We start from the raw sequence: 19,578 nt of genomic DNA, 5'->3' as shown, positions 1-19,578 counted from the left end.
ATCGATACCCCCTCCCCTAAGAAAGATTAGATTGGCCACAAAAAGCGCACTCGCATTCACTTTTTTTCTACAAACCGACTCAAACTACGGTACTATTTCTGTTCATCATTTTTGAGTAACCGCTACATGAAATACCTTCGTTATTTACCACTGATTCTCCTCTCTTGTTCATCACTGGCATCTGAACGCTCTACGTTAACTTTTGCGTTAGACAACGATGGTATCTTTGGTGTCGACCAAGACTATACCAACGGTTTATTTCTGGGTTACACATCGTCAAGTATTACGCCATACGCTTGGGTAAAACCATTAAGCCTTTCCTATTGGGGCGCAAGCTCTTTAGATAAGTGGGAAATCACCATTGGTCACAAGATGTACACGCCTTCTGACATTGAATTAGAAAAGCCATCAACCAATGATCGTCCATACGCAGGTTACCTACATACAGAATTCAACTACATCAGCTTGAACCCACAACAAGCCCAGCGTTTTAACATCACGTTTGGTACTACAGGCGAGCGCGCACTTTCCGAAGACGCTCAAAAACTGGTTCACTCAATCACTAAATCAGACGAACCTATGGGTTGGAAGTATCAAGTTGATGATGAGTACGCAGGTAGCCTTGGTTACTTAAGTCATTTCAACCTAATGCGTAATCAAGCGTTAGCGAATACTGACTTCGAGATATCTAACGTATCAGAGATCAACGTGGGTAATTTTAGAAGTGATATTTCTACTGGATTTATGTTCCGTTGGGGTACTGACTTGGGCGGCAACTTTGGTGCAGCCAATATCAGCACAGAGAATCCATTCAAAGCAGGCATGATAGGTGCTTCAAATACTGGTTGGTTTACTTACGCAGGTCTTGAAGGGCGTTACCGATTTAATGACCTGACTGTCGAAGGGGATCGTTCCGGTGTTAATGATTATGCAAAGAAAAATGACCAAGATCCTGCGATCTACGATGTCACTTTAGAGAACATTCAAGCGACAGCTGTACTGGGTGTTGCTTGGTATAACCAATACGTTGGTGCATCTTTCGCACTTACCGCAAAAACACCCGATTACCAAGAAGCAACAAAGTCAGTGTACGGTACTGGTGGCATCACTATGTTTGCTTTCTTCTAGCCATAGAAAAGGCTTTCACCGCCTGCTTTTCAAGTTAAATAAAGGCAATCATCTTCACAGGTGATTGCCTTTATTTTTAAAGACCTAGTTACCATTTGACCCTATTTTATGTACCGTTTTTGTAATAAAATAAACGGTATAAATTCCTATACGAGAATAGCTCATGTCTACAACTGGTCGCATTCACTCATTCGAATCTTGTGGTACTGTCGATGGCCCTGGTATCCGCTTTATTGTGTTTCTTCAAGGCTGCTTAATGCGTTGTATGTACTGCCATAATCGCGATACATGGGATCTTCATGACGGAAAGGAAGTAACGGTCGAAGAGATCATTAACGAAGCAAAATCATACCGTCATTTCATGAAAGCCTCTGGCGGTGGTATCACCTGTTCAGGTGGCGAAGCCATGCTACAACCTGAGTTTGTTCGTGATTTTTTCCGCGCAGCTCAAGCTGAAGGCATCCACACTTGTCTTGATACTAATGGTTATATTCGTAAACACACTGAAGTGGTCGATGAAGTACTCGAAGCCTCTGATCTGGTAATGCTGGATCTTAAACATATGCGAGATGAAATTCACCACGATTTCATTGGTGTATCAAACCGACGTACTCTGGATTTTGCACGCTACCTACACAAAATAGGTAAGAAGACGTGGATTCGTTATGTGATTGTTCCTGGCTACACAGATACACCTGAAGATGCTCACCTTTTAGGTGAATTCATCAAAGACATGGATAATATCGAGAAAGTAGAACTGCTTCCGTATCACAAGCTAGGTGCTCATAAGTGGGAAGCCTTGGGTCACGACTACCCTCTTGAAGGTACAAATCCGCCAAGTAAAGAAAAAATGGACGAGATTGTTGCTATCCTCAGTCAATACCATTCAAACGTAAAATACTAATTTAGACTTACGTTAATAGTGATTTCAAACGCCTCAATTTCGATTGGGGCGTTTTCTTTATTGGTTAAAACAATCCTTTCACTTTTCTTTACAACTTTTGTTTATCAATTCAAAAAATCATATTAAATCCGTGTTGAGATCATGTTTCCACTCTTAGGAATGCTGTTACTCTTACTGCAACAAAATAATATAACATTTAGTTTTTTAGTGAGGTTCCTCCCATGGAAATGACCAATGCTCAGCGTCTAATTCTATCAAATCAATACTACCTAATGTCTCAAATGGATCCTGAGAACTCAGCTAAATACCAGCGTCTACAAACGATTGTAGAACGTGGTTACGAACTCCAAATGCGTGAGCTTAACAAAGAATTTGGTTGTTTAACTGAAGCAGAATGTCGCGAAATTATCGACATTATGGAGATGTACCATGCCATGCAAGAGTCGAATAAAATGCTTGCAGATCAAGAGCGTGCGGAAGTCGACCAACGTCGTCTACAATTCCTAGGTTTCGATATCGCTTCTGAAGCACAAATCGTACATTACGTGCGTTTCCTTGTTGATTCTGAAGGACTTTACCCTCAATTTGACAAAGCAGATCACCACTTCAATAGCCAAATGCCAATGTTAGAAAAGTACCGTCGCATGCTAACAACGTGGCGTAACTGCCCTCGTCAGTACCACCTATGTGCGACAGAGCTATCTCAAATATTTAGTGCTTAGAAGATTAGCTTTAAGTGGGCTTATAAAATTTCAAAAAAGGGTTACTCATCATGAGTAACCCTTTTTTAATATTCATATATGAAGCGATAAGCCAAAGCACCTAGAATACATAAGCGACACCGACGTTAGCGGCCATGTTAATGCCACTTTCAAGTATTGGGCTATTTTCAATATTACCTTCAAGGTTGGTATATCGCACACCGCCGGTTACTCGAACATTTGGCGTCACATGCAGATAACCACCTAAACCGATAAAGTATTGGCCATCCCAGTCAGCGTCAAATTCATCTAAATTGGTTCTCGCCGCTTCCGATGAACTCACTCCGTACAGGTGATTATTCAAACGCTTACTGTTATACGAGTAACCAATAGATGGTGTAATCGCCCAGCCATTACGACGAATTGGTAGGCGCCATGCCGCTTCTGCATAGATGCCATTGTGCCTAAACCCTAAGTCTGAGCCCGTTGTCGCTTCAAACATACCGACCAATGTAATCACTTGATAGCTTACACCTCCCAACACCGACGCTTTACGCTCATCTAACTTCTGGATATCAGCATTATCAGAGTCACTTGGCTTTAATGTTCTTGGATCATAAACCGCTCTAAACACAATATTCTGTGGTGAACCTGCAGGTAGCAAGCGATAACCCGCACTGAATCCACGCATGAAAAAATGCTCACCTTCATAACCAATCATGGGAATCACCGTACGATTTGACGGCGTCTCTTTATAGACAGCAGGAGAATAAGAGGCGGCAACGCCCAGTGACCACTGCGATATTTTTGCATGCGTTGCTGTCGAAGCCAGTAACGCCACACTGATAGCCACTATTTTTAACCCATTATTCTTCACTATATTTACCTATTTATTGAGCAACATTGGATAACGCAGCGCATTATATGGTACTTCATTCCAAAAAATCAATAGAGCTCAGTTATACATCTAATACACATAAATCCAGTGTGAGTATTATTAAGCGACCTAAAATCACAAAACAAACGGTTAGATCCGCTCGAATGTAAAATAATTCGATTCCACACGCCTCAAGTTGCCTATTGCGCTCGCTACGTTTTTCACACGCAAAATTGTAAATAAATACATAATTGTTAAGCAAAATTGTCGAAGCGGGTCTAACCTTAAAATGTAGGGAGAGCCTATTTTTCAATCGCTCGTCAGTTTTGACTGGTTAACAAGGGGAATGTGACTATGAGTATTTTTGACCACTATCAATCACGTTATGAAGCAGCCAAGGAAGAAGAGCTGACATTGCAAGAGTTCTTAGGGCTGTGTAAAGACGATAAAAGTGCTTACGCGAATGCTGCCGAGCGCTTATTACTCGCCATTGGCGAACCGGAGGTCATTGACACTGCTCAAGATCCTCAACTAAGTCGTATTTTCTCGAACCGTGTCATCTCACGCTACAGTGAATTTAAAGATTTCTACGGCATGGAAGACGCGATTGAACAGATTGTGTCTTATCTAAAACATGCAGCGCAAGGTTTAGAAGAACGTAAGCAAATCCTTTATCTACTTGGCCCTGTGGGCGGTGGTAAATCTTCCCTTGCTGAAAAACTCAAAGCACTGATGCAAAAGCTACCAATCTATGTGCTGTCTGCCGATGGTGAGCGAAGCCCAGTGAATGATCACCCCTTCTGTCTATTTGACGTAAACGAAGATGGCGAGCTTTTGAAACAAGAGTACGGAATAGAGAAACGTTACATACGCTCTATCATGTCACCTTGGGCAGCAAAACGCCTCCATGACTTCGGTGGTGATATTTCTAAATTCAAAGTCATCAAACTGCGCCCTTCTATTCTCGACCAAGTTGCGATTGCGAAGACAGAGCCTGGTGATGAGAACAACCAAGATATCTCTTCACTTGTAGGTAAAGTCGATATTCGTAAACTTGAGCACTTTTCTCAAGATGACCCTGATGCCTACAGTTACTCTGGTGCACTGTGTAAAGCAAACCAAGGTGTGATGGAATTCGTAGAGATGTTCAAGGCGCCAATCAAAGTCTTGCACCCACTCCTAACGGCAACACAAGAAGGTAACTTCAACGGTACTGAAGGACTTTCTGCACTGCCATTTGACGGTATGATTCTGGCTCACTCAAACGAATCCGAGTGGCAGACCTTCCGTAACAACAAAAACAACGAAGCCTTTCTCGACCGTGTGTACATTGTAAAAGTCCCTTACTGTCTGCGCGTCTCTGAAGAAGTTAAGATCTATCAAAAACTGCTTGAGCACAGTGAGCTATCCAAAGCCCCTTGTTCGCCAAGCACACTCGATCTGCTATCGCAATTCAGCATCCTATCGAGACTGAAAGAGCCTGAAAACTCTTCTCTGTTCTCAAAAATGCGGGTTTACGATGGTGAGACTCTAAAAGACACCGATCCAAAAGCGAAGAGTTACCAAGAGTACCGAGACTACGCAGGTGTTGACGAAGGCATGTCTGGGCTATCAACGCGTTTCGCCTTTAAGATCCTGTCTCGTGTATTTAACTTCGACCAAGCCGAAGTGGCGGCAAACCCGGTTCACTTGTTCTACGTGATTGAACAACAAATCGAACGTGAACAGTTCCCTCAAGAAACCGCTGAGAAGTATCTAGAGTTCTTGAAAGGATACCTAGTACCGCGTTACGTAGAATTCATTGGTAAAGAAATTCAAACCGCTTACCTAGAGTCTTACTCTGAGTACGGACAGAATATCTTCGACCGCTATGTCACCTACGCGGACTTCTGGATTCAAGACCAAGAGTACCGCGATCCAGAAACAGGACAGCTATTTGACCGTGCTTCTCTGAATGGTGAACTAGAGAAAATCGAGAAAACAGCTGGGATCAGTAACCCTAAAGACTTCCGAAATGAGATTGTGAACTTCGTGCTTCGAGCCAAAGCCAACAATAACGGTCAAAACCCAGTTTGGACGAGCTACGAGAAACTGCGCACTGTAATTGAGAAGAAAATGTTCTCTAACACAGAAGAGCTACTTCCTGTTATTTCGTTCAACGCTAAGACCTCAACGGATGATCAGAAAAAACATGACGACTTCGTTGCTCGTATGATGGAAAAAGGCTATACCGAGAAACAAGTGAGACTGCTATCTGAGTGGTACCTAAGAGTTCGTAAATCCTCATAACCAAACTGTATTGAGCTGCTCAATTGGGCAGCTCGTACAAACCAATAACTTTATACCCTAACGAACGAATAGCTTTAGTAAACTAATAACTCTTATACCCGAATAAAAAGTAGGATCGCAACATCAGCTGAGAGGGAGTTCTTATGGCACAATTTATCGATCGGAGGCTCAATGGCAAGAATAAGAGTGCTGTGAACAGACAGCGTTTCTTACGACGCCATAAAGAGCAAATCAAAGAATCTGTGGCCGATGCAGTCAACCGACGCTCAATCACCAATACTGAAACGGGTGAAGACGTTACTATTCCTCATAAAGACATCAAAGAGCCAAGCTTTCACCAAGGTCAAGGCGGCGTAAGAGAACGCGTTCACCCAGGTAATGACCAATTCATCACGGGCGATAAAATTGAACGTCCTAAAGGTGGCGGTCAAGGTGGTGGCTCAGGCCAGGGTGACGCAAGCCCTGATGGCGAAGGCCAAGATGAATTTACCTTCCAAATATCAAAGGATGAGTATCTAGACATTCTCTTTGAAGATTTAGCTCTGCCTAATCTAGAGAAGAATCAGGTCAACAAAATCACCGAATGGAAAACACACCGCTCTGGTTACCAAAGCGCGGGGATTCCATCTAACATCGCTATCGTTCGTTCACTGCAACAATCTCTGGCTCGTAGAACCGCGATGACAGCAGGTAAAAAGCGCGAGCTCAACCTACTGATGGAGCAACTTGACCAAGTAAAAATGACAGAACCAGCACAACCTTTCGAAGAGAGTCGCTTAAAAGAAGAGATTGCTGAGTTACGTAAAAAGATTGAAAGCGTGCCGTTCATTGACACCTTCGACCTGCGTTTTAAAAATTACGAGAAGCGCCCTATTCCATCTAGCCAAGCCGTTATGTTCTGTCTAATGGATGTATCTGGCTCAATGGATCAAGCCACCAAGGACATCGCAAAACGCTTCTACGTACTGCTTTACTTATTCCTCAATCGCACATACGAAAACGTCGATGTTGTGTTTATTCGTCACCATACTCAGGCTAAAGAAGTCGATGAACATGAGTTCTTCTACTCGCAAGAAACCGGTGGCACCATCGTTTCCAGTGCACTGAAACTAATGAAAGAAATTGTCGCAGACCGCTACCCTGCTAATGAGTGGAACATCTATGCAGCACAAGCCTCTGATGGAGATAACTGGGCTGATGACTCGCCTCGCTGTAAAGAACTGTTGGTCAATACGCTATTGCCGACTTGCCAATATTACTCTTACATCGAGATTACGCGCCGTTCACACCAAACGCTTTGGCACGAGTACGAGAAGCTAGAAGCGAGCTTCGATAACTTCGCCATGAAGAACATTAAAACGGTGGATGATATTTTTCCTGTGTTTAGAGAACTGTTCCAGAAAGAGACAGCGTAAGGGGGCTTGCCATGACAGCGAAATCAAACGTTGCAGAAAAAGACAAAGCGACACAGAAGAGAAACGATAAGATGCTGCCTGATGGTCCAGATTGGACGTTCAACCTCTTAGAGCAATATCACGTAGAAATTAAGCGTGTGGCGCAGCATTATCGTTTGGACACTTACCCGAACCAGATTGAAGTGATTACCTCTGAGCAGATGATGGATGCTTACTCCAGTATTGGTATGCCCATCAATTACAACCACTGGTCTTTTGGTAAGAAGTTCATCCAAACCGAGCAAAACTACAAACACGGCCAAATGGGCTTAGCGTACGAGATCGTGATCAACTCAGATCCGTGTATCGCTTACTTAATGGAAGAGAACACGGTCACGATGCAAGCGTTGGTAATGGCACACGCTTGTTACGGCCATAACTCGTTCTTTAAGGGCAACTACCTATTCCAAACCTGGACCGATGCCAGTTCCATCATCGACTACCTATTATTCGCTAAAAAATACATTACCGATTGTGAAGAAAAATATGGTGTTGCCGAAGTCGAACAACTTCTCGACTCTTGTCATGCCCTCATGAATTACGGCGTAGACAGATACAAACGCCCTGAGAAGATTTCCATAGCTGAAGAGACAGCAAGGCAAGAAGAACGTGAAGCGTATCTGCAATCTCAAGTCAATGAGCTGTGGAGAACTGTGCCTAAAAATCAAGACAAGGAAAAAGAGACCAAAACCCGCTTTCCTAGCGAACCTCAAGAAAACATTCTCTACTTTATCGAGAAGAACGCACCACTACTTGAACCTTGGCAGCGTGAGTGTGTTCGCATCGTTCGCAAGGTGAGCCAATACTTCTACCCTCAAAAGCAAACTCAAGTAATGAACGAAGGCTGGGCAACCTTCTGGCACTACACCATTCTTAACCACCTTTACGACGAAGGTTTGGTGAGTGACAAGTTCATCTTAGAATTCCTACACAGCCACACCAGCGTGGTCGCACAACCCGCCTACAACAGCCCTTATTTCAGCGGGATAAACCCTTATGCGCTTGGCTTTGCGATGTTTAGAGACATCCGACGCATCTGTGAAGAACCCACCGATGAAGACAAAGAGTGGTTCCCTGAGTTAGCCGGAAGTGATTGGTTAGAAGCGGTGCACTTTGCCATGCACAATTTCAAAGATGAAAGCTTTATCAGCCAATACCTTTCACCAAAGATCATTCGAGACTTTAAACTGTTCTCTGTGCTCGACGACGACCGCAAAAACACCATTGAGATAAGTGCTATTCACGATGACCCAGGCTATCGCTTGATTCGTGAAAAGCTTGCGGCGCAATACAACCTAAGTAACCTTGAGCCGAATATTCAGGTGTTTAATGTCGATGTTCGTGGTGATCGCTCGATGACACTGCAGTATGTGCCTCACGGCCGTATACCGCTTGATAAAGGCTACGACGAAGTGATGAAACATCTCTATCGCTTATGGGGCTTTGATGTAATTTTGGAAGAGCTCAAAGATACGGGTCATAGAGAGATTCTGACTACTTGTCCAAAACGTAATGATTATGGAGCCAAGATTTAATATCAATCACAGTAAGTAAGTGCTTGGTATAAAACTCCGCTCCCCCTACAACATAGTGGTCACCCGCTCGGAAGTGGAGCAATAAAAAAGCGCATAAGTCTGATGACTTATGCGCTTTCTTTTTAAGGCTCAAACGTCTTCAATAGACGCAAGGCACTAAACCTAGATACTAGATACTAGATACTAGAGCTAAAACTAAATAAGCTTAAACAATCGGCTTTTGGCCGCGTTCAATCAGCTTCATCAGCACGCTGTCTGCAGATTTACCTGCCACGCCCGCTAGTTTGTCTGACAGCTTTTTCTTCTGTACGTAGTGAATCGCTAGAACCGTTTTATCCTTACATGCCGCTACGACTAAATCATCAGAAGTGCTGATCTCATCCACCAGCCCAAGCTCATGTGCTTGTGTACCAAACCAGTGTTCACCCGTTGCTACTTTTTCAAGATCGAGTGCTGGACGATGGTCACGGATGAAGTCTTTGAATAGGCCATGTGTCTCTTCGAGCTCTTCTTTAAACTTCTCACGTGCTTTATCGCTGTTCTCACCAAACATAGTAAGCGTGCGTTTGTACTCACCCGCCGTTAGCTGTTCGAACTCAATATCATGTTTTTTAAGCAATTTATTGAAGTTTGGCAGCTGAGCAATAACACCAATAGAGCCAACAATAGCAAAAGGTGCAGATACAATTTTGTCCGCGATACATGCCATCATGTAACCACCACTCGCGGCTACTTTGTCTACCGAGATAGTCAGAGGCAGGCCTGCTGCTTTGATACGGTCGAGTTGAGAAGACGCCAAACCATAGCCGTGAACCATGCCACCGCCAGACTCAAGCTTAAGCAATACTTCATCACCTTCACGAGCCACAGCCAACACCGCCGTTACCTCTTCACGTAGCGAAGCCACTTCTTTCGCATCAATGCTGCCGTTAAAATCGAGAACGAATAGATGTGGTTCACGCTTGCTATCAAGCTCACCCTCTTTCGCTGCTTTTTTCACTTCTTTGCCACGTGATTTTACTTTTTCTTTTTCCGCTTTCTTTTCTGCTTTATCACGGGCTTTGATGAAAGCATCATCGTGTAGATGGTGCTCTAATTGTTCAATCGTCTGTTTATGGTGCTCAGATAGGTTCGTGATTTCCAGCTCACCTTTAATCGCGCTTGATTTTCCACCCACCGATTTAGCAATCACTAAAATTGCAATGATGGCGATTACAACGGTCGCAATCTTGGCTAAAAACAAGCCGTAGTCCAACAAAAATTCCAATGTCATATCCCCTAATGTATGAATTAGTGTATTGTAACCATCTTGTCACGATTACCAAGAATTTCTCATCATTCCTGCGGTTATCTGTGTGATTAAACATCAATGGAATGACGAACATAATAAAAGAAAGAAGGATAAGCACAGTGGATTACCCAATCTCTACAGATGCCCTCAAAGATAAAGTAATTTTGGTTACAGGTGCCGGTGCTGGCATTGGTCGCCAAGCCGCGCTAAGTTTCGCTCAACATGGTGCAACTGTTATTCTGTTAGGCCGCAATGTCAAAAACCTTGAATTAATTTACGACGAAATCGAAAGCGCTGGTTACCCACAGCCTGCGATTATCCCATTGGATTTAAAAGGCGCGACAAAACAGAACTACATCGACATGGCTGAAACCATTGAATCACAGTTCGGTCGTTTAGATGGTCTACTGCATAACGCAGGTGTGCTTGGCACGTTAAGTCCATTCGATCAAATCGATGAAGAAACGTTTGATGGCGTCATGCAAATCAACGTTAAAGCTGAATTTCTAATGACTCAAGCGTTACTGCCTGTCATTAAGAAAGCGGAAGCCGGTCGTATCGTATTCACCTCTTCAACAGTTGGTCACTCTGGCCGCGCGTTCTGGGGCACTTACGCGATGTCAAAGTTTGCTACAGAAGGCATGATGCAGATCTTAGCCGATGAGCTTGAAGGTACCGATATCCGTGTTAATGCGATTAATCCAGGCGGCACTCAAACACGCATGCGTGCAAAAGCGTACCCAGGTGAAGATGCGAACAAGTTAAAAACGCCACTCGACATCATCCCGCTGTATCTACACTTAATGAACCCAAGTGTGACAGACATTAATGGCCAATGTATCGATGCTCAACCTAAGTAACTGATATCATTAACCAACAGTAAGAAGCCGCTTCCATAGCGGCTTTTTTTGTATCTAAATCAACCATCTAATATTTAGTTCCCCTGATTTTCGTCATTTTTCTTTGCATCTTTTTCATTGTTAAATATACTGTATAAATATACAGGTATTTGATTATGCATGAACTAATAAAAAACTTACAAGACCGCCAGCTAATCTGGAAAGGGTTACAATCAACAACGCAAGGCAGCACCACTTCGACAGGCTATCCTCAATTGGATAAACAGCTTGACGGCGGCTTCCCGACGCACGGCGTTATTGAGGTTGAAACACAACAAGGGATCGGCGAACTTCGTCTACTCACTCCTTATTTAGCTCAACAAAAATCGCAGAAGTTGGCCATTTTCATCAACCCTCCAGGGAAGATCTGTGCCGAGTTTTTTAGCAACCAAGGCATTGAATTAGAGAACATTCTCGTTATTCAGCCTCAACGAGATCTCGATGCGTTATGGGCCGCAGAGCAGTGTCTCAAGAGTGGTGCCTGTCATTCTGTTTTGCTATGGGGAGCGGAGCTAGAAATTCACCAAACCAAGCGCCTGCAAGCGGCAAGCGAAACGGGCAAGTGTCTGCAAGTTCATTTTAAAACCACCAGCCATAATCAGTTATCCCTACCCGTTTCTTTAAGCATGAAGCTGTCTTCTCACATCCAAGGGTTAAAGGTTGAAGTCACGAAAAGAAAAGGCAGTTGGTCGTATGGCAGCTTTATTCTAGACATGACACACAACTGGCCGTTACTCACAGAGAAAGTCATTCATGAAGACAATTTAGATCGTGCTTTGTCAGGTAACACTGTGCTGGCTTTTCCTATTGCGAAGCAAGGCTAACGTATGCTGTGGTTGTATCTGCATTTCTCATCCCTACAATTGGATACCTTGTTTAACTCTAATGAATTGGGTTCGAGCGAAGACTCACGCGAACAACCCATTATCATCGTGGATGAAAAAGATCACCGAGTACTGCAAGCAAACCCAGCTGCGTTGCAATCGGGAATTTCACTTGGTATGGGCTTAGGATCTGCGGCGGCGCTGTGTCACAACTTACACGTCCACCCTTACAGTATTGAACTGGAGAAAAGTAAGCTCAAAGAGATCGCTCAATGGGCGTATTTGGTCACTTCCGACATGGCGTTATTGCCACCTAATGGTTTGTTGATTAAAGCCTCTAACATGCTGTCACTTTACGACGGACTAGATAACTACTGGCATGAGCTCAAAAGCCACTTGGAGACGCTCAATATCCAGTTCAGCTTCGCTACGGGTTATTCGCCGCTTGCTGCGATCCTTTTGGGTAAGCAAGCGATCAATCAAGCAACAAACAATATTGAGCAGATGAAAACTTGGGTCAATCAACAAGCATTGAGTTCCAGTGAGCTACCGACCAAGCAAGTGGAACGCCTGAACCGTGTCGGTATCAATACCGTTGAAGACTTATTAAAGCTGCCTTTGCAAGAGGTCGCGCGTCGCTTTGATATCGACCTAGTGAATTATGTCGGTCGCCTTAATGGGCAGTTCAAGCACCCAATTGATTTCTATCACCCACCAGAGAATTTCCAGCAATATTTGGAGCTGTTGTTTGATATTGAAAACATCCTATTTATCGAAAAGCCGTTGCTGAAATTACTGAATCAACTCGAGTGTTTTTTGAAGCTGCGCGACCGAGTGGCTTTCGAGTTAACGCTGACTTTGCACCTAAGAGATAAAGACGACCATCATGTCTCTTTTTATTCCGCGCAGGGCGATTACCTTGCAAGTAAATGGGCGAACCTTACCCATCTGACCTTAGAGTCACTCAAGATCACAGCCCCCGTACAGGGGCTGACTCTCTCTTTGATTCGTCATGGAGAACCGCAAGTCGCCTACCATGATCTTTTCGATGGCAATACCGGAACACTTGCCGCGTTAGATTTGCTCTCATTACTGCAAGCTAAGTTAGGGCAAGCCTGTATTCAAACACCGAAAATACAACATGACCCAAGGCCAGAGAAGGCCAACCAATATTCACTACCGACACTGGGAAATACGGTAAAAAAGGGACAAACTTCCCAAGAGGTCACGCAACAAACTGCGACAACTCCCAACATCAGCCAACAACGACTCCGACCGAGTATTCTACTGCCCGAGCCCGAAGCCTTAACCGAGAGCGTCACTTTATCTCAAGGCCCTGAGCGCATTGTTTCTGGATGGTGGGATGGCGAGAAAATCATTCGTGACTACTTTATTGCTCACAGTGAAAACGGTCGATGGTTATGGGTATTTAGAACACCAGATAAACAGTGGTTCTTACACGGCTTATTCAGCTAACCAACACTTATTTAGCTAACCAACAAAAGTTGAATCGCCAACCCGCACCATTTACTCAATTTAAACGCCCTTTTCAATCATGTTCACTCGCAATGGTTAAGTGAGATTACGTTATGTCTCAGCAATACTCAGAGCTTTTCTGTCAAAGTAATTACTCCTTCCTTGAAGGAGCTTCGCACGCGGAAGAGTTGGTTTTACAGGCCGACTTCTTACGCTACAAAGCACTCGCAGTTACTGATGAGTGCTCAGTCGCGGGCATCGTTAAGGTTCACTCTGCGATAAAGCAACATAAACTGTCGCTCAAGCAAATTGTCGGGAGCATGTTTTGGTTAAATGAAGAGTGCCAAGTTGTCTTGTTATGTCCGAATAGACAAGCCTACGCCGAGCTGTGTCGTATTATTACCAATGCGAGACGTCGTAGTAGCAAAGGACATTATCAGCTCTCTGAGTGGGATATCATGTCGGCTAAACACTGCTTCATTCTTTGGTTTCCTCAACAGAAAAATGAAGACGCGCACTGGGGGCAATGGCTCTCCCAGCACCATTCAGGTCGGCTTTGGATCGGCTTACAACGACACCTAAAGCAAACCGACCAGCAATACACAGATTACTGCGTTGAGCTGTCACAACATCACCAACTGCCGATTACAGCTTGTGGTGGCGTGCTGATGCACAACGCGAACCGCTTACCCTTACAGCACTCACTCACTGCAATAAAGTACCAACAGCCCATTACCGAAGTGGGCAATCACTTACTCGCTAATGCCGAGCGCTGTTTACGGAGTATCAATAAGCTCTCTCATATATTCAAAACTGAGTGGCTAGAAGAGAGCAATCGTATCGCTGAGCTGTGTGAATTTGATTTAGATAGCTTGCGATACGAATACCCCAGTGAACTGATTCCTCAAGGTGAGACACCCATGAGCTATCTACGCATGTTAGTCGAAAAGGGGAAACGAACTCGCTTCCCGCAAGGCGTGCCTAACGACATTCAACAAATCATAGAGAAAGAATTGGGGCTAATTGACGAGCTTGACTACCCTTTCTTTTTTCTCACAATCCACGACATCGTCATGTTTGCCAAAAGCCAAGGGATTCTTTACCAAGGTCGAGGTTCAGCGGCCAATTCCGTGGTCTGTTACTGCCTAGAGATCACCTCTGTCGACCCAAGACAAATCTCAGTGCTATTTGAACGCTTCATCAGTAAAGAGCGCGATGAGCCGCCCGATATTGATGTCGATTTTGAGCACGAGCGCCGTGAAGAAGTCATCCAATACATCTACAAAAAATACGGTAGAGAACGCGCAGCACTTGCCGCAACTGTCATTTCATACCGCTTCAAAAGTGCGGTAAGAGATGTCGGTAAAGCATTGGGGCTACAAGAAACTCAGCTCGACTACTTCATTAAGAACACCAATCGCAGGGACAAAAGCTTAGGTTGGCAGGCTCAGCTCACTCAATTGGGGCTACAGCCTGATTCTTTGAAGGGACAGCAGTTTATCCATTTGGTTAATGAGATCATCGGCTTTCCACGTCACCTGTCTCAGCATGTTGGCGGCTTCGTGATCTCTTCTGGGCCTTTGTATGAATTGGTTCCCGTCGAAAATGCGGCTATGCACGATCGAACCATAATTCAATGGGATAAGGATGATCTTGAAACATTGGGGCTGCTGAAAGTTGATGTGCTCGCGCTTGGTATGCTTTCTGCGATTCGTAAGTGCTTCGACCTTATCAAACACTTCCATGGACGTTCTCTGTCTATCGCAGAGATCACTCGCCTTAAGGACGATCCTCAGGTTTACGGCATGATTCAGCGAGCAGACACCGCCGGGATATTCCAAATTGAGTCACGCGCGCAAATGAGCATGCTGCCAAGGCTCAAACCGAAGACTTATTACGACTTGGTGATTCAAATCGCTATCGTTCGTCCTGGGCCTATTCAGGGCGATATGGTTCACCCATTTTTGAAGCGTCGAGATGGTATTGAGCCAATCAGTTATCCATCGAAGGATGTTGAATCGGTACTGTCACGCACCTTGGGGGTGCCAATATTTCAAGAACAAGTGATTAAGCTCGCGATGGTTGCCGCAGGATTCACAGGTGGAGAGGCGGATCAGCTCAGACGCGCCATGGCGGCTTGGAAGAAAAATGGCAACGTCTTTAAGTTTAAAAATAAGCTCATCGAAGGAATGCAAAAACGCGGCTATGAGACAGAGTTTGCTGAGCAGATCTTTAAACAGATATGCGGCTTTGGCGAATACGGTTTTCCAGAAAGCCATTCTGCTTCGTTTGCGGTGCTAGCCTATTGCTCAGCTTGGTTGAAATGCTACTACCCAGAATGCTTCTATGCTTCCTTGCTCAATAGCCAACCTATGGGGTTTTATAGCCCATCACAGTTGGTACAAGACGCACAACGACACAATGTGGTAGTTCTTCCGGTATGTGTGAACGCCTCACAAGACAACCACACTGTCATCGCTCATCAGAATGGTTTAGCGATTCGCTTAGGGCTGCGACAAATCAAAGGATTCAGCGAACATGGGATTCAAAGCGTGCTCGCCAATCGTCCACAATCCGGTTATCGCCACCCTAGCCAGGTGAAACAGTTATCGATGAATAAGAAAGATATCGAGCTACTGGCATCGGCCAATGCGCTACATAACGTATCGGGAGACCGCTTCCAGACTCGCTGGACAATCATGGACTCCGCTTCTGATTTACCTCTGTTTAGCCAAGTCTATGACGATGTTGGGGATGGACATGACGAACATGCACTGCACAAACCCAATGAGATGCAAGATCTACTCGAAGACTTCACCAGTGTCGGAATTTCATTGAACAAACACCCAATCACTTTGCTAGAAGAAGCGGGACGATTAGGTCGATTCACACACATGAAGGATTTAATACAGCAAAGACACAAATCTATGGTCACGGTTGTTGGATTAGTCACAGGAAAACAAGCTCCCGGAACCGCGGCAGGTGTTACCTTTGTTACATTAGAAGATAACACGGGCAATATTAATGTCGTGGTATGGGGAGCAACCGCGCGCTCTCAACAGCAAGCTTATCTGACAGCCAAAGCGTTAAAAGTACAAGGAATATTAGAAAAGGAAGGCGAAGTTGTGCATGTTATAGCGGGTAAACTCATCGATATTACCGATGACATTATTGGTTTGAACACCAAATCCCGAGATTTTCATTAACGAATCAAGTTGCCCTCCAAGAAACGCTAGAAACGAAAAAGGGAAGCATCCGCTTCCCTTAAATTCAAGTTGTTGAGTTATACCTCAACGTCCGCTTCCGTACGTCTTTTCTTAAATTCCCTATACAGTAATAAGCTCAAAGTCATGACGACTTTAGACGTTAACCATATCATTCAGAGGAACTACCTTAGATTGTGCATGAAAAGTTACGTTAGTAGTTGAGCATATTTTGTTAAAAAACATGCTGTATCAAATACTAGCAAACGTTTTCGCCAAGGTCATTCGAAACAAACCGTACAGCTGCATTAATTACAAAATCTGACGCATTCGCTCTTGAGTTACTTCAACTAAGAGGTCTGGTTGGAATTTAGAAATAAAGCGATTACACCCTACTTTCTCAACCATGGCTTCATTGAAACTACCACTTAATGAAGTATTTAGCGTAATAAACAAGTCATGCATTCGAGGATCAGTTCGAACTTCATGAGTCAGTTTGTAGCCATCCATTTCTGGCATTTCGGCATCGGTGATCATCAACAGTATTTCTTGATTGATGTCTTTGCCTTCATCACACCACTTCTTAAGTAAAGTCAGTGCTTCTAAGCCGTCACAACATTCGATAATGTTCAAACCAAGTTGCGACAAGGTGCCTTTGATCTGGTTGCGTGCTGTTGAAGAGTCATCCACGATAAGCACATTACGGCCAACCATTTCATTCGCTAACTGCTGATCTAGAACACCGTCAGAAATCGACACATCGTAGTCGATGATCTCCGCTAACACCTTTTCAACATCGATGATCTCAACGATTTTGTGCTGCTCTTCTTCTTGGATATGCGTGATAGCAGTTAAATAGTTTGCTCGACCCGTAGTCTTTGGTGGCGGTTGGATTTCTGTCCATGTCGTATTCACGATATTGCGAACTTGTCCAACCAAGAAGCCTTGTACGGTTCGGTTGTATTCGGTAATGATCAAGTTGTTTTCTTGAGTCTCATCACGTGATGGTGGGAAACCAATCGCACTGCGTAAGTCAATCACAGGTACAGATTCACCACGTAAAGAAGCAACACCCGTAATATGATGGTGAGAGCCTGGCAAGCGAGTGAGTACAGGCACTTTTAAGACTTCTTTCACTTTAAATACGTTAATCGCAAATAGTTGGCGACTATTTAAGCTAAATAACAAGAGTTCCAGACGGTTTTCACCGACGAGTTTAGTTCTCTGATCAACAGAATTTAAAACGCCAGACATACAACACCTTAGTGACAAATAATAACTGTGGCTACAATAGCCTAATTCGATAGGTTAAAGCAAAGCGCAAATACACAGATGCTTAAACTAAGTACAACAAATGCTGTTATACATAGTTTAAGTGCATGGAAAGGGTTCAAGGAAGGCTAAAAACGATAAAAAAAGGGTTAGCCTTCAATCACTTTCATTAACAATTGGCCGTCATATAAAGCTTGTTTAACAAGCGCAGCACCTGGCATGGTTGCTTGTTTATAGAATCGAGATTCCACCAGCTCTAAATCTTGATGGTAAACCGATAAACTCTGCTCTTCGATACACTTTTGAATCGCAGGATACAACACGCTTTTAGCCTGATTGATAACACCACCTATCAAGATTTTCTCAGGATTGAAAAGGTTGATCACAATCGCTATCGCGGCACCTAAGTAACGACCTAACTGTTCAATCACTTCAACAGCCAGTGGATCACCATCAGCAGCAGCAGCGCAGATCTGTTCAATTGTGACATCTTCAAACGCCGTTAGTGATGATGCCTCGCCATTAGCCAGTCTTTCTTTGACTTGCTCACGGAGAGCCTGTGAACTAGCAACCGTTTCTAAACAGCCATGATTACCACAATGACAAAGCTTGCCTTGTTTATCGATCTGAATATGACCCAGCTCACCAATGTTACCGTGGCGACCTTGCAATACTCGACCGTCGAGAATGATCCCAGCGCCTACACCGTGGTGAATCGAGATAAGAACGGAATTATCGTTATCTTGAGAGTGACCAAACAGCTTCTCTGCTAATGCCCACGCTCGGGTATCATTGGCAATAAAGACAGGTAGACCTGTTTCTTTGTAGATCTCAGGACCCAACGCTAAGTTTTTAACGTTGTAGTGTGGCATCTGCAACACAATCCCCTGCTCAGAATTCACAAGCCCCGGTAGCGTAACCGCAATACTTGTTACCCTATCGAGTTGCTCGGCATAAGTTTGGAAAAACTCATCAATTTCATGCAGAAGACGCGCAAGTACATCGTCTTGGTCACGTTCATGAATATCAATCTTAGTATCGATAAGTACATCGCCGCCCAATTCATGGAGCGCGATCGTTAAGTATCCGCGACCAAGACGCATCGACAGAAACTGCCAACCTTCGTTATTGGTTTGCAGACCGACAGCAGGACGCCCACGAGTCGTGGCTTCTTGAACCGTCGTTTCGTGAATAAGGTGAGCTTCAATGAGTTCACGGGTAATTTTAGTAATACTCGCCGGGGCCAACTCACTTTGCTTGGACAGATCGATACGAGAAATAGGACCTTTAAGGTCAATTAGTTTATATACACGACCAGCATTGACCTGTTTGATATGATCAATATGGCCCGGTTGAGCCATGTACATTTTACGCTCCAGAAATCATCAACGCGGTAATTTTTTTACTTTGCGAAGTAATTGTGAAGTCACTTGGTATATCGCCGTGACCCGTATCACGTATATACATGAATCTTTGTGTATCTAGTCAAATAGTTCGAGAAAAATTAGTACCTACATCGATAAATTGAGACTTAATTTTCTCAATGAAACATCGTTATTGAGCCCTGAATTCAATAATTAGATACAAATAAAGAAATATCCTCCTAGCTCCCAATAAATAATCAATTAATGCATATACTTAATTAAGGCGCGTTGACCTTTCGTGGTTAAACTTTGTTCGAGATAAAAGCGTTTTAATCGCGGCGAGGGAGAAGTAGCCTAGTCA

The 19,578-nt window shown here is 44.0% G+C and carries 14 protein-coding genes; 10 read left to right on the top strand and 4 right to left on the bottom strand.

Annotated elements, in window-relative coordinates; genetic code table 11:
* Window positions 1-126 precede the first annotated feature (126 nt).
* The 3 genes from AB4232_RS17955 (at window position 127) to AB4232_RS17945 (ending at window position 2,754) form a co-directional block, all read left to right on the top strand.
* Entirely contained in the window at window positions 127-1,128 is a 1,002-nt protein-coding gene (locus AB4232_RS17955) for a lipid A deacylase LpxR family protein (protein ID WP_372087672.1), read from the top strand.
* A 163-nt stretch (window positions 1,129-1,291) separates the two neighbouring features.
* Window positions 1,292-2,032, top strand: coding sequence for a pyruvate formate lyase 1-activating protein (gene pflA / locus AB4232_RS17950; RefSeq protein WP_009846312.1), 741 nt, complete (start codon window positions 1,292-1,294; stop codon window positions 2,030-2,032).
* Window positions 2,033-2,253: 221 nt separating this feature from the next.
* Window positions 2,254-2,754, top strand: a complete 501-nt coding sequence (locus tag AB4232_RS17945) for a YfbU family protein (RefSeq protein ID WP_009846313.1) — start codon at window positions 2,254-2,256, stop codon at window positions 2,752-2,754.
* A gap of 100 nt (window positions 2,755-2,854) precedes the next feature.
* Here AB4232_RS17945 and AB4232_RS17940 read toward each other — a convergent pair whose 3' ends face one another.
* Window positions 2,855-3,610, bottom strand: coding sequence for a MipA/OmpV family protein (locus AB4232_RS17940; RefSeq protein ID WP_372087671.1), 756 nt, complete (start codon window positions 3,608-3,610; stop codon window positions 2,855-2,857).
* A gap of 354 nt (window positions 3,611-3,964) precedes the next feature.
* Between AB4232_RS17940 and AB4232_RS17935 the strand changes: the two genes are divergently transcribed.
* From AB4232_RS17935 to AB4232_RS17925, 3 genes are all read left to right on the top strand, one after another.
* Complete coding sequence (locus AB4232_RS17935) at window positions 3,965-5,899, top strand: PrkA family serine protein kinase (protein WP_371710290.1); 1,935 nt, start codon at window positions 3,965-3,967, stop codon at window positions 5,897-5,899.
* Window positions 5,900-6,042: 143 nt separating this feature from the next.
* Complete coding sequence (locus tag AB4232_RS17930; protein ID WP_009848997.1) at window positions 6,043-7,314, top strand: YeaH/YhbH family protein; 1,272 nt, start codon at window positions 6,043-6,045, stop codon at window positions 7,312-7,314.
* A gap of 11 nt (window positions 7,315-7,325) precedes the next feature.
* Window positions 7,326-8,888, top strand: a complete 1,563-nt coding sequence (locus AB4232_RS17925) for a SpoVR family protein (protein ID WP_372087670.1) — start codon at window positions 7,326-7,328, stop codon at window positions 8,886-8,888.
* Window positions 8,889-9,093: 205 nt separating this feature from the next.
* On the opposite strand, the gene sohB is transcribed toward AB4232_RS17925, so the two are convergent.
* Entirely contained in the window at window positions 9,094-10,155 is a 1,062-nt protein-coding gene (gene sohB, locus AB4232_RS17920) for a protease SohB (protein ID WP_009849001.1), read from the bottom strand.
* A gap of 143 nt (window positions 10,156-10,298) precedes the next feature.
* Here sohB and AB4232_RS17915 point away from each other — a divergent pair, with 143 nt between their 5' ends.
* The 4 genes from AB4232_RS17915 (at window position 10,299) to AB4232_RS17900 (ending at window position 16,584) form a co-directional block, all read left to right on the top strand.
* Window positions 10,299-11,039 carry a YciK family oxidoreductase gene (locus tag AB4232_RS17915; protein ID WP_372087669.1) on the top strand — a complete coding sequence of 247 codons (741 nt, stop codon included), beginning with the start codon at window positions 10,299-10,301 and terminating at the stop codon, window positions 11,037-11,039.
* Window positions 11,040-11,194: 155 nt separating this feature from the next.
* Window positions 11,195-11,902 (top strand): translesion DNA synthesis-associated protein ImuA, encoded by a 708-nt coding sequence (gene imuA / locus AB4232_RS17910; RefSeq protein ID WP_372087668.1) that lies wholly within the window; start codon window positions 11,195-11,197, stop codon window positions 11,900-11,902.
* 3 nt (window positions 11,903-11,905) lie between these two features.
* The gene (locus AB4232_RS17905) at window positions 11,906-13,378 is read left to right on the top strand and encodes a DNA polymerase Y family protein (RefSeq protein ID WP_372087667.1); all 1,473 of its coding nucleotides are present in this window, start codon (window positions 11,906-11,908) and stop codon (window positions 13,376-13,378) included.
* Between the two features lie 113 nt (window positions 13,379-13,491).
* Window positions 13,492-16,584: an error-prone DNA polymerase gene (locus AB4232_RS17900; protein ID WP_372087666.1), complete on the top strand. Its 3,093-nt coding sequence runs from the start codon at window positions 13,492-13,494 to the stop codon at window positions 16,582-16,584.
* A gap of 309 nt (window positions 16,585-16,893) precedes the next feature.
* On the opposite strand, the gene AB4232_RS17895 is transcribed toward AB4232_RS17900, so the two are convergent.
* On the bottom strand, window positions 16,894-17,835 hold the full coding sequence (locus AB4232_RS17895; protein WP_009848992.1) for a chemotaxis protein CheV: 942 nt from the start codon (window positions 17,833-17,835) through the stop codon (window positions 16,894-16,896).
* A 167-nt stretch (window positions 17,836-18,002) separates the two neighbouring features.
* Complete coding sequence (locus tag AB4232_RS17890) at window positions 18,003-19,220, bottom strand: ROK family protein (RefSeq protein ID WP_017102815.1); 1,218 nt, start codon at window positions 19,218-19,220, stop codon at window positions 18,003-18,005.
* Window positions 19,221-19,578: the final 358 nt, after the last annotated feature.

It is taken from the genome of Vibrio sp. 10N.286.46.A8 (assembly GCF_041470165.1).
Taxonomy (GTDB): Bacteria; Pseudomonadota; Gammaproteobacteria; order Enterobacterales; family Vibrionaceae; genus Vibrio; species Vibrio tasmaniensis_A.
This window is presented reverse-complemented; position numbering and strand designations above follow the sequence as displayed.

Excerpts from the sequence above, each read along its gene's own strand:
- AB4232_RS17955 (WP_372087672.1), top strand. The coding sequence starts at position 127 with ATGAAATACCTTCGTTATTTACCACTGATTCTCCTCTCTTGTTCATCA.
- pflA (WP_009846312.1), top strand. The coding sequence starts at position 1,292 with ATGTCTACAACTGGTCGCATTCACTCATTCGAATCTTGTGGTACTGTC.
- AB4232_RS17945 (WP_009846313.1), top strand. The coding sequence starts at position 2,254 with ATGGAAATGACCAATGCTCAGCGTCTAATTCTATCAAATCAATACTAC.
- AB4232_RS17935 (WP_371710290.1), top strand. The coding sequence starts at position 3,965 with ATGAGTATTTTTGACCACTATCAATCACGTTATGAAGCAGCCAAGGAA.
- AB4232_RS17930 (WP_009848997.1), top strand. The coding sequence starts at position 6,043 with ATGGCACAATTTATCGATCGGAGGCTCAATGGCAAGAATAAGAGTGCT.
- AB4232_RS17925 (WP_372087670.1), top strand. The coding sequence starts at position 7,326 with ATGACAGCGAAATCAAACGTTGCAGAAAAAGACAAAGCGACACAGAAG.
- imuA (WP_372087668.1), top strand. The coding sequence starts at position 11,195 with ATGCATGAACTAATAAAAAACTTACAAGACCGCCAGCTAATCTGGAAA.
- AB4232_RS17905 (WP_372087667.1), top strand. The coding sequence starts at position 11,906 with ATGCTGTGGTTGTATCTGCATTTCTCATCCCTACAATTGGATACCTTG.
- AB4232_RS17900 (WP_372087666.1), top strand. The coding sequence starts at position 13,492 with ATGTCTCAGCAATACTCAGAGCTTTTCTGTCAAAGTAATTACTCCTTC.
- AB4232_RS17895 (WP_009848992.1), bottom strand. The coding sequence starts at position 17,835 with ATGTCTGGCGTTTTAAATTCTGTTGATCAGAGAACTAAACTCGTCGGT.
- AB4232_RS17890 (WP_017102815.1), bottom strand. The coding sequence starts at position 19,220 with ATGTACATGGCTCAACCGGGCCATATTGATCATATCAAACAGGTCAAT.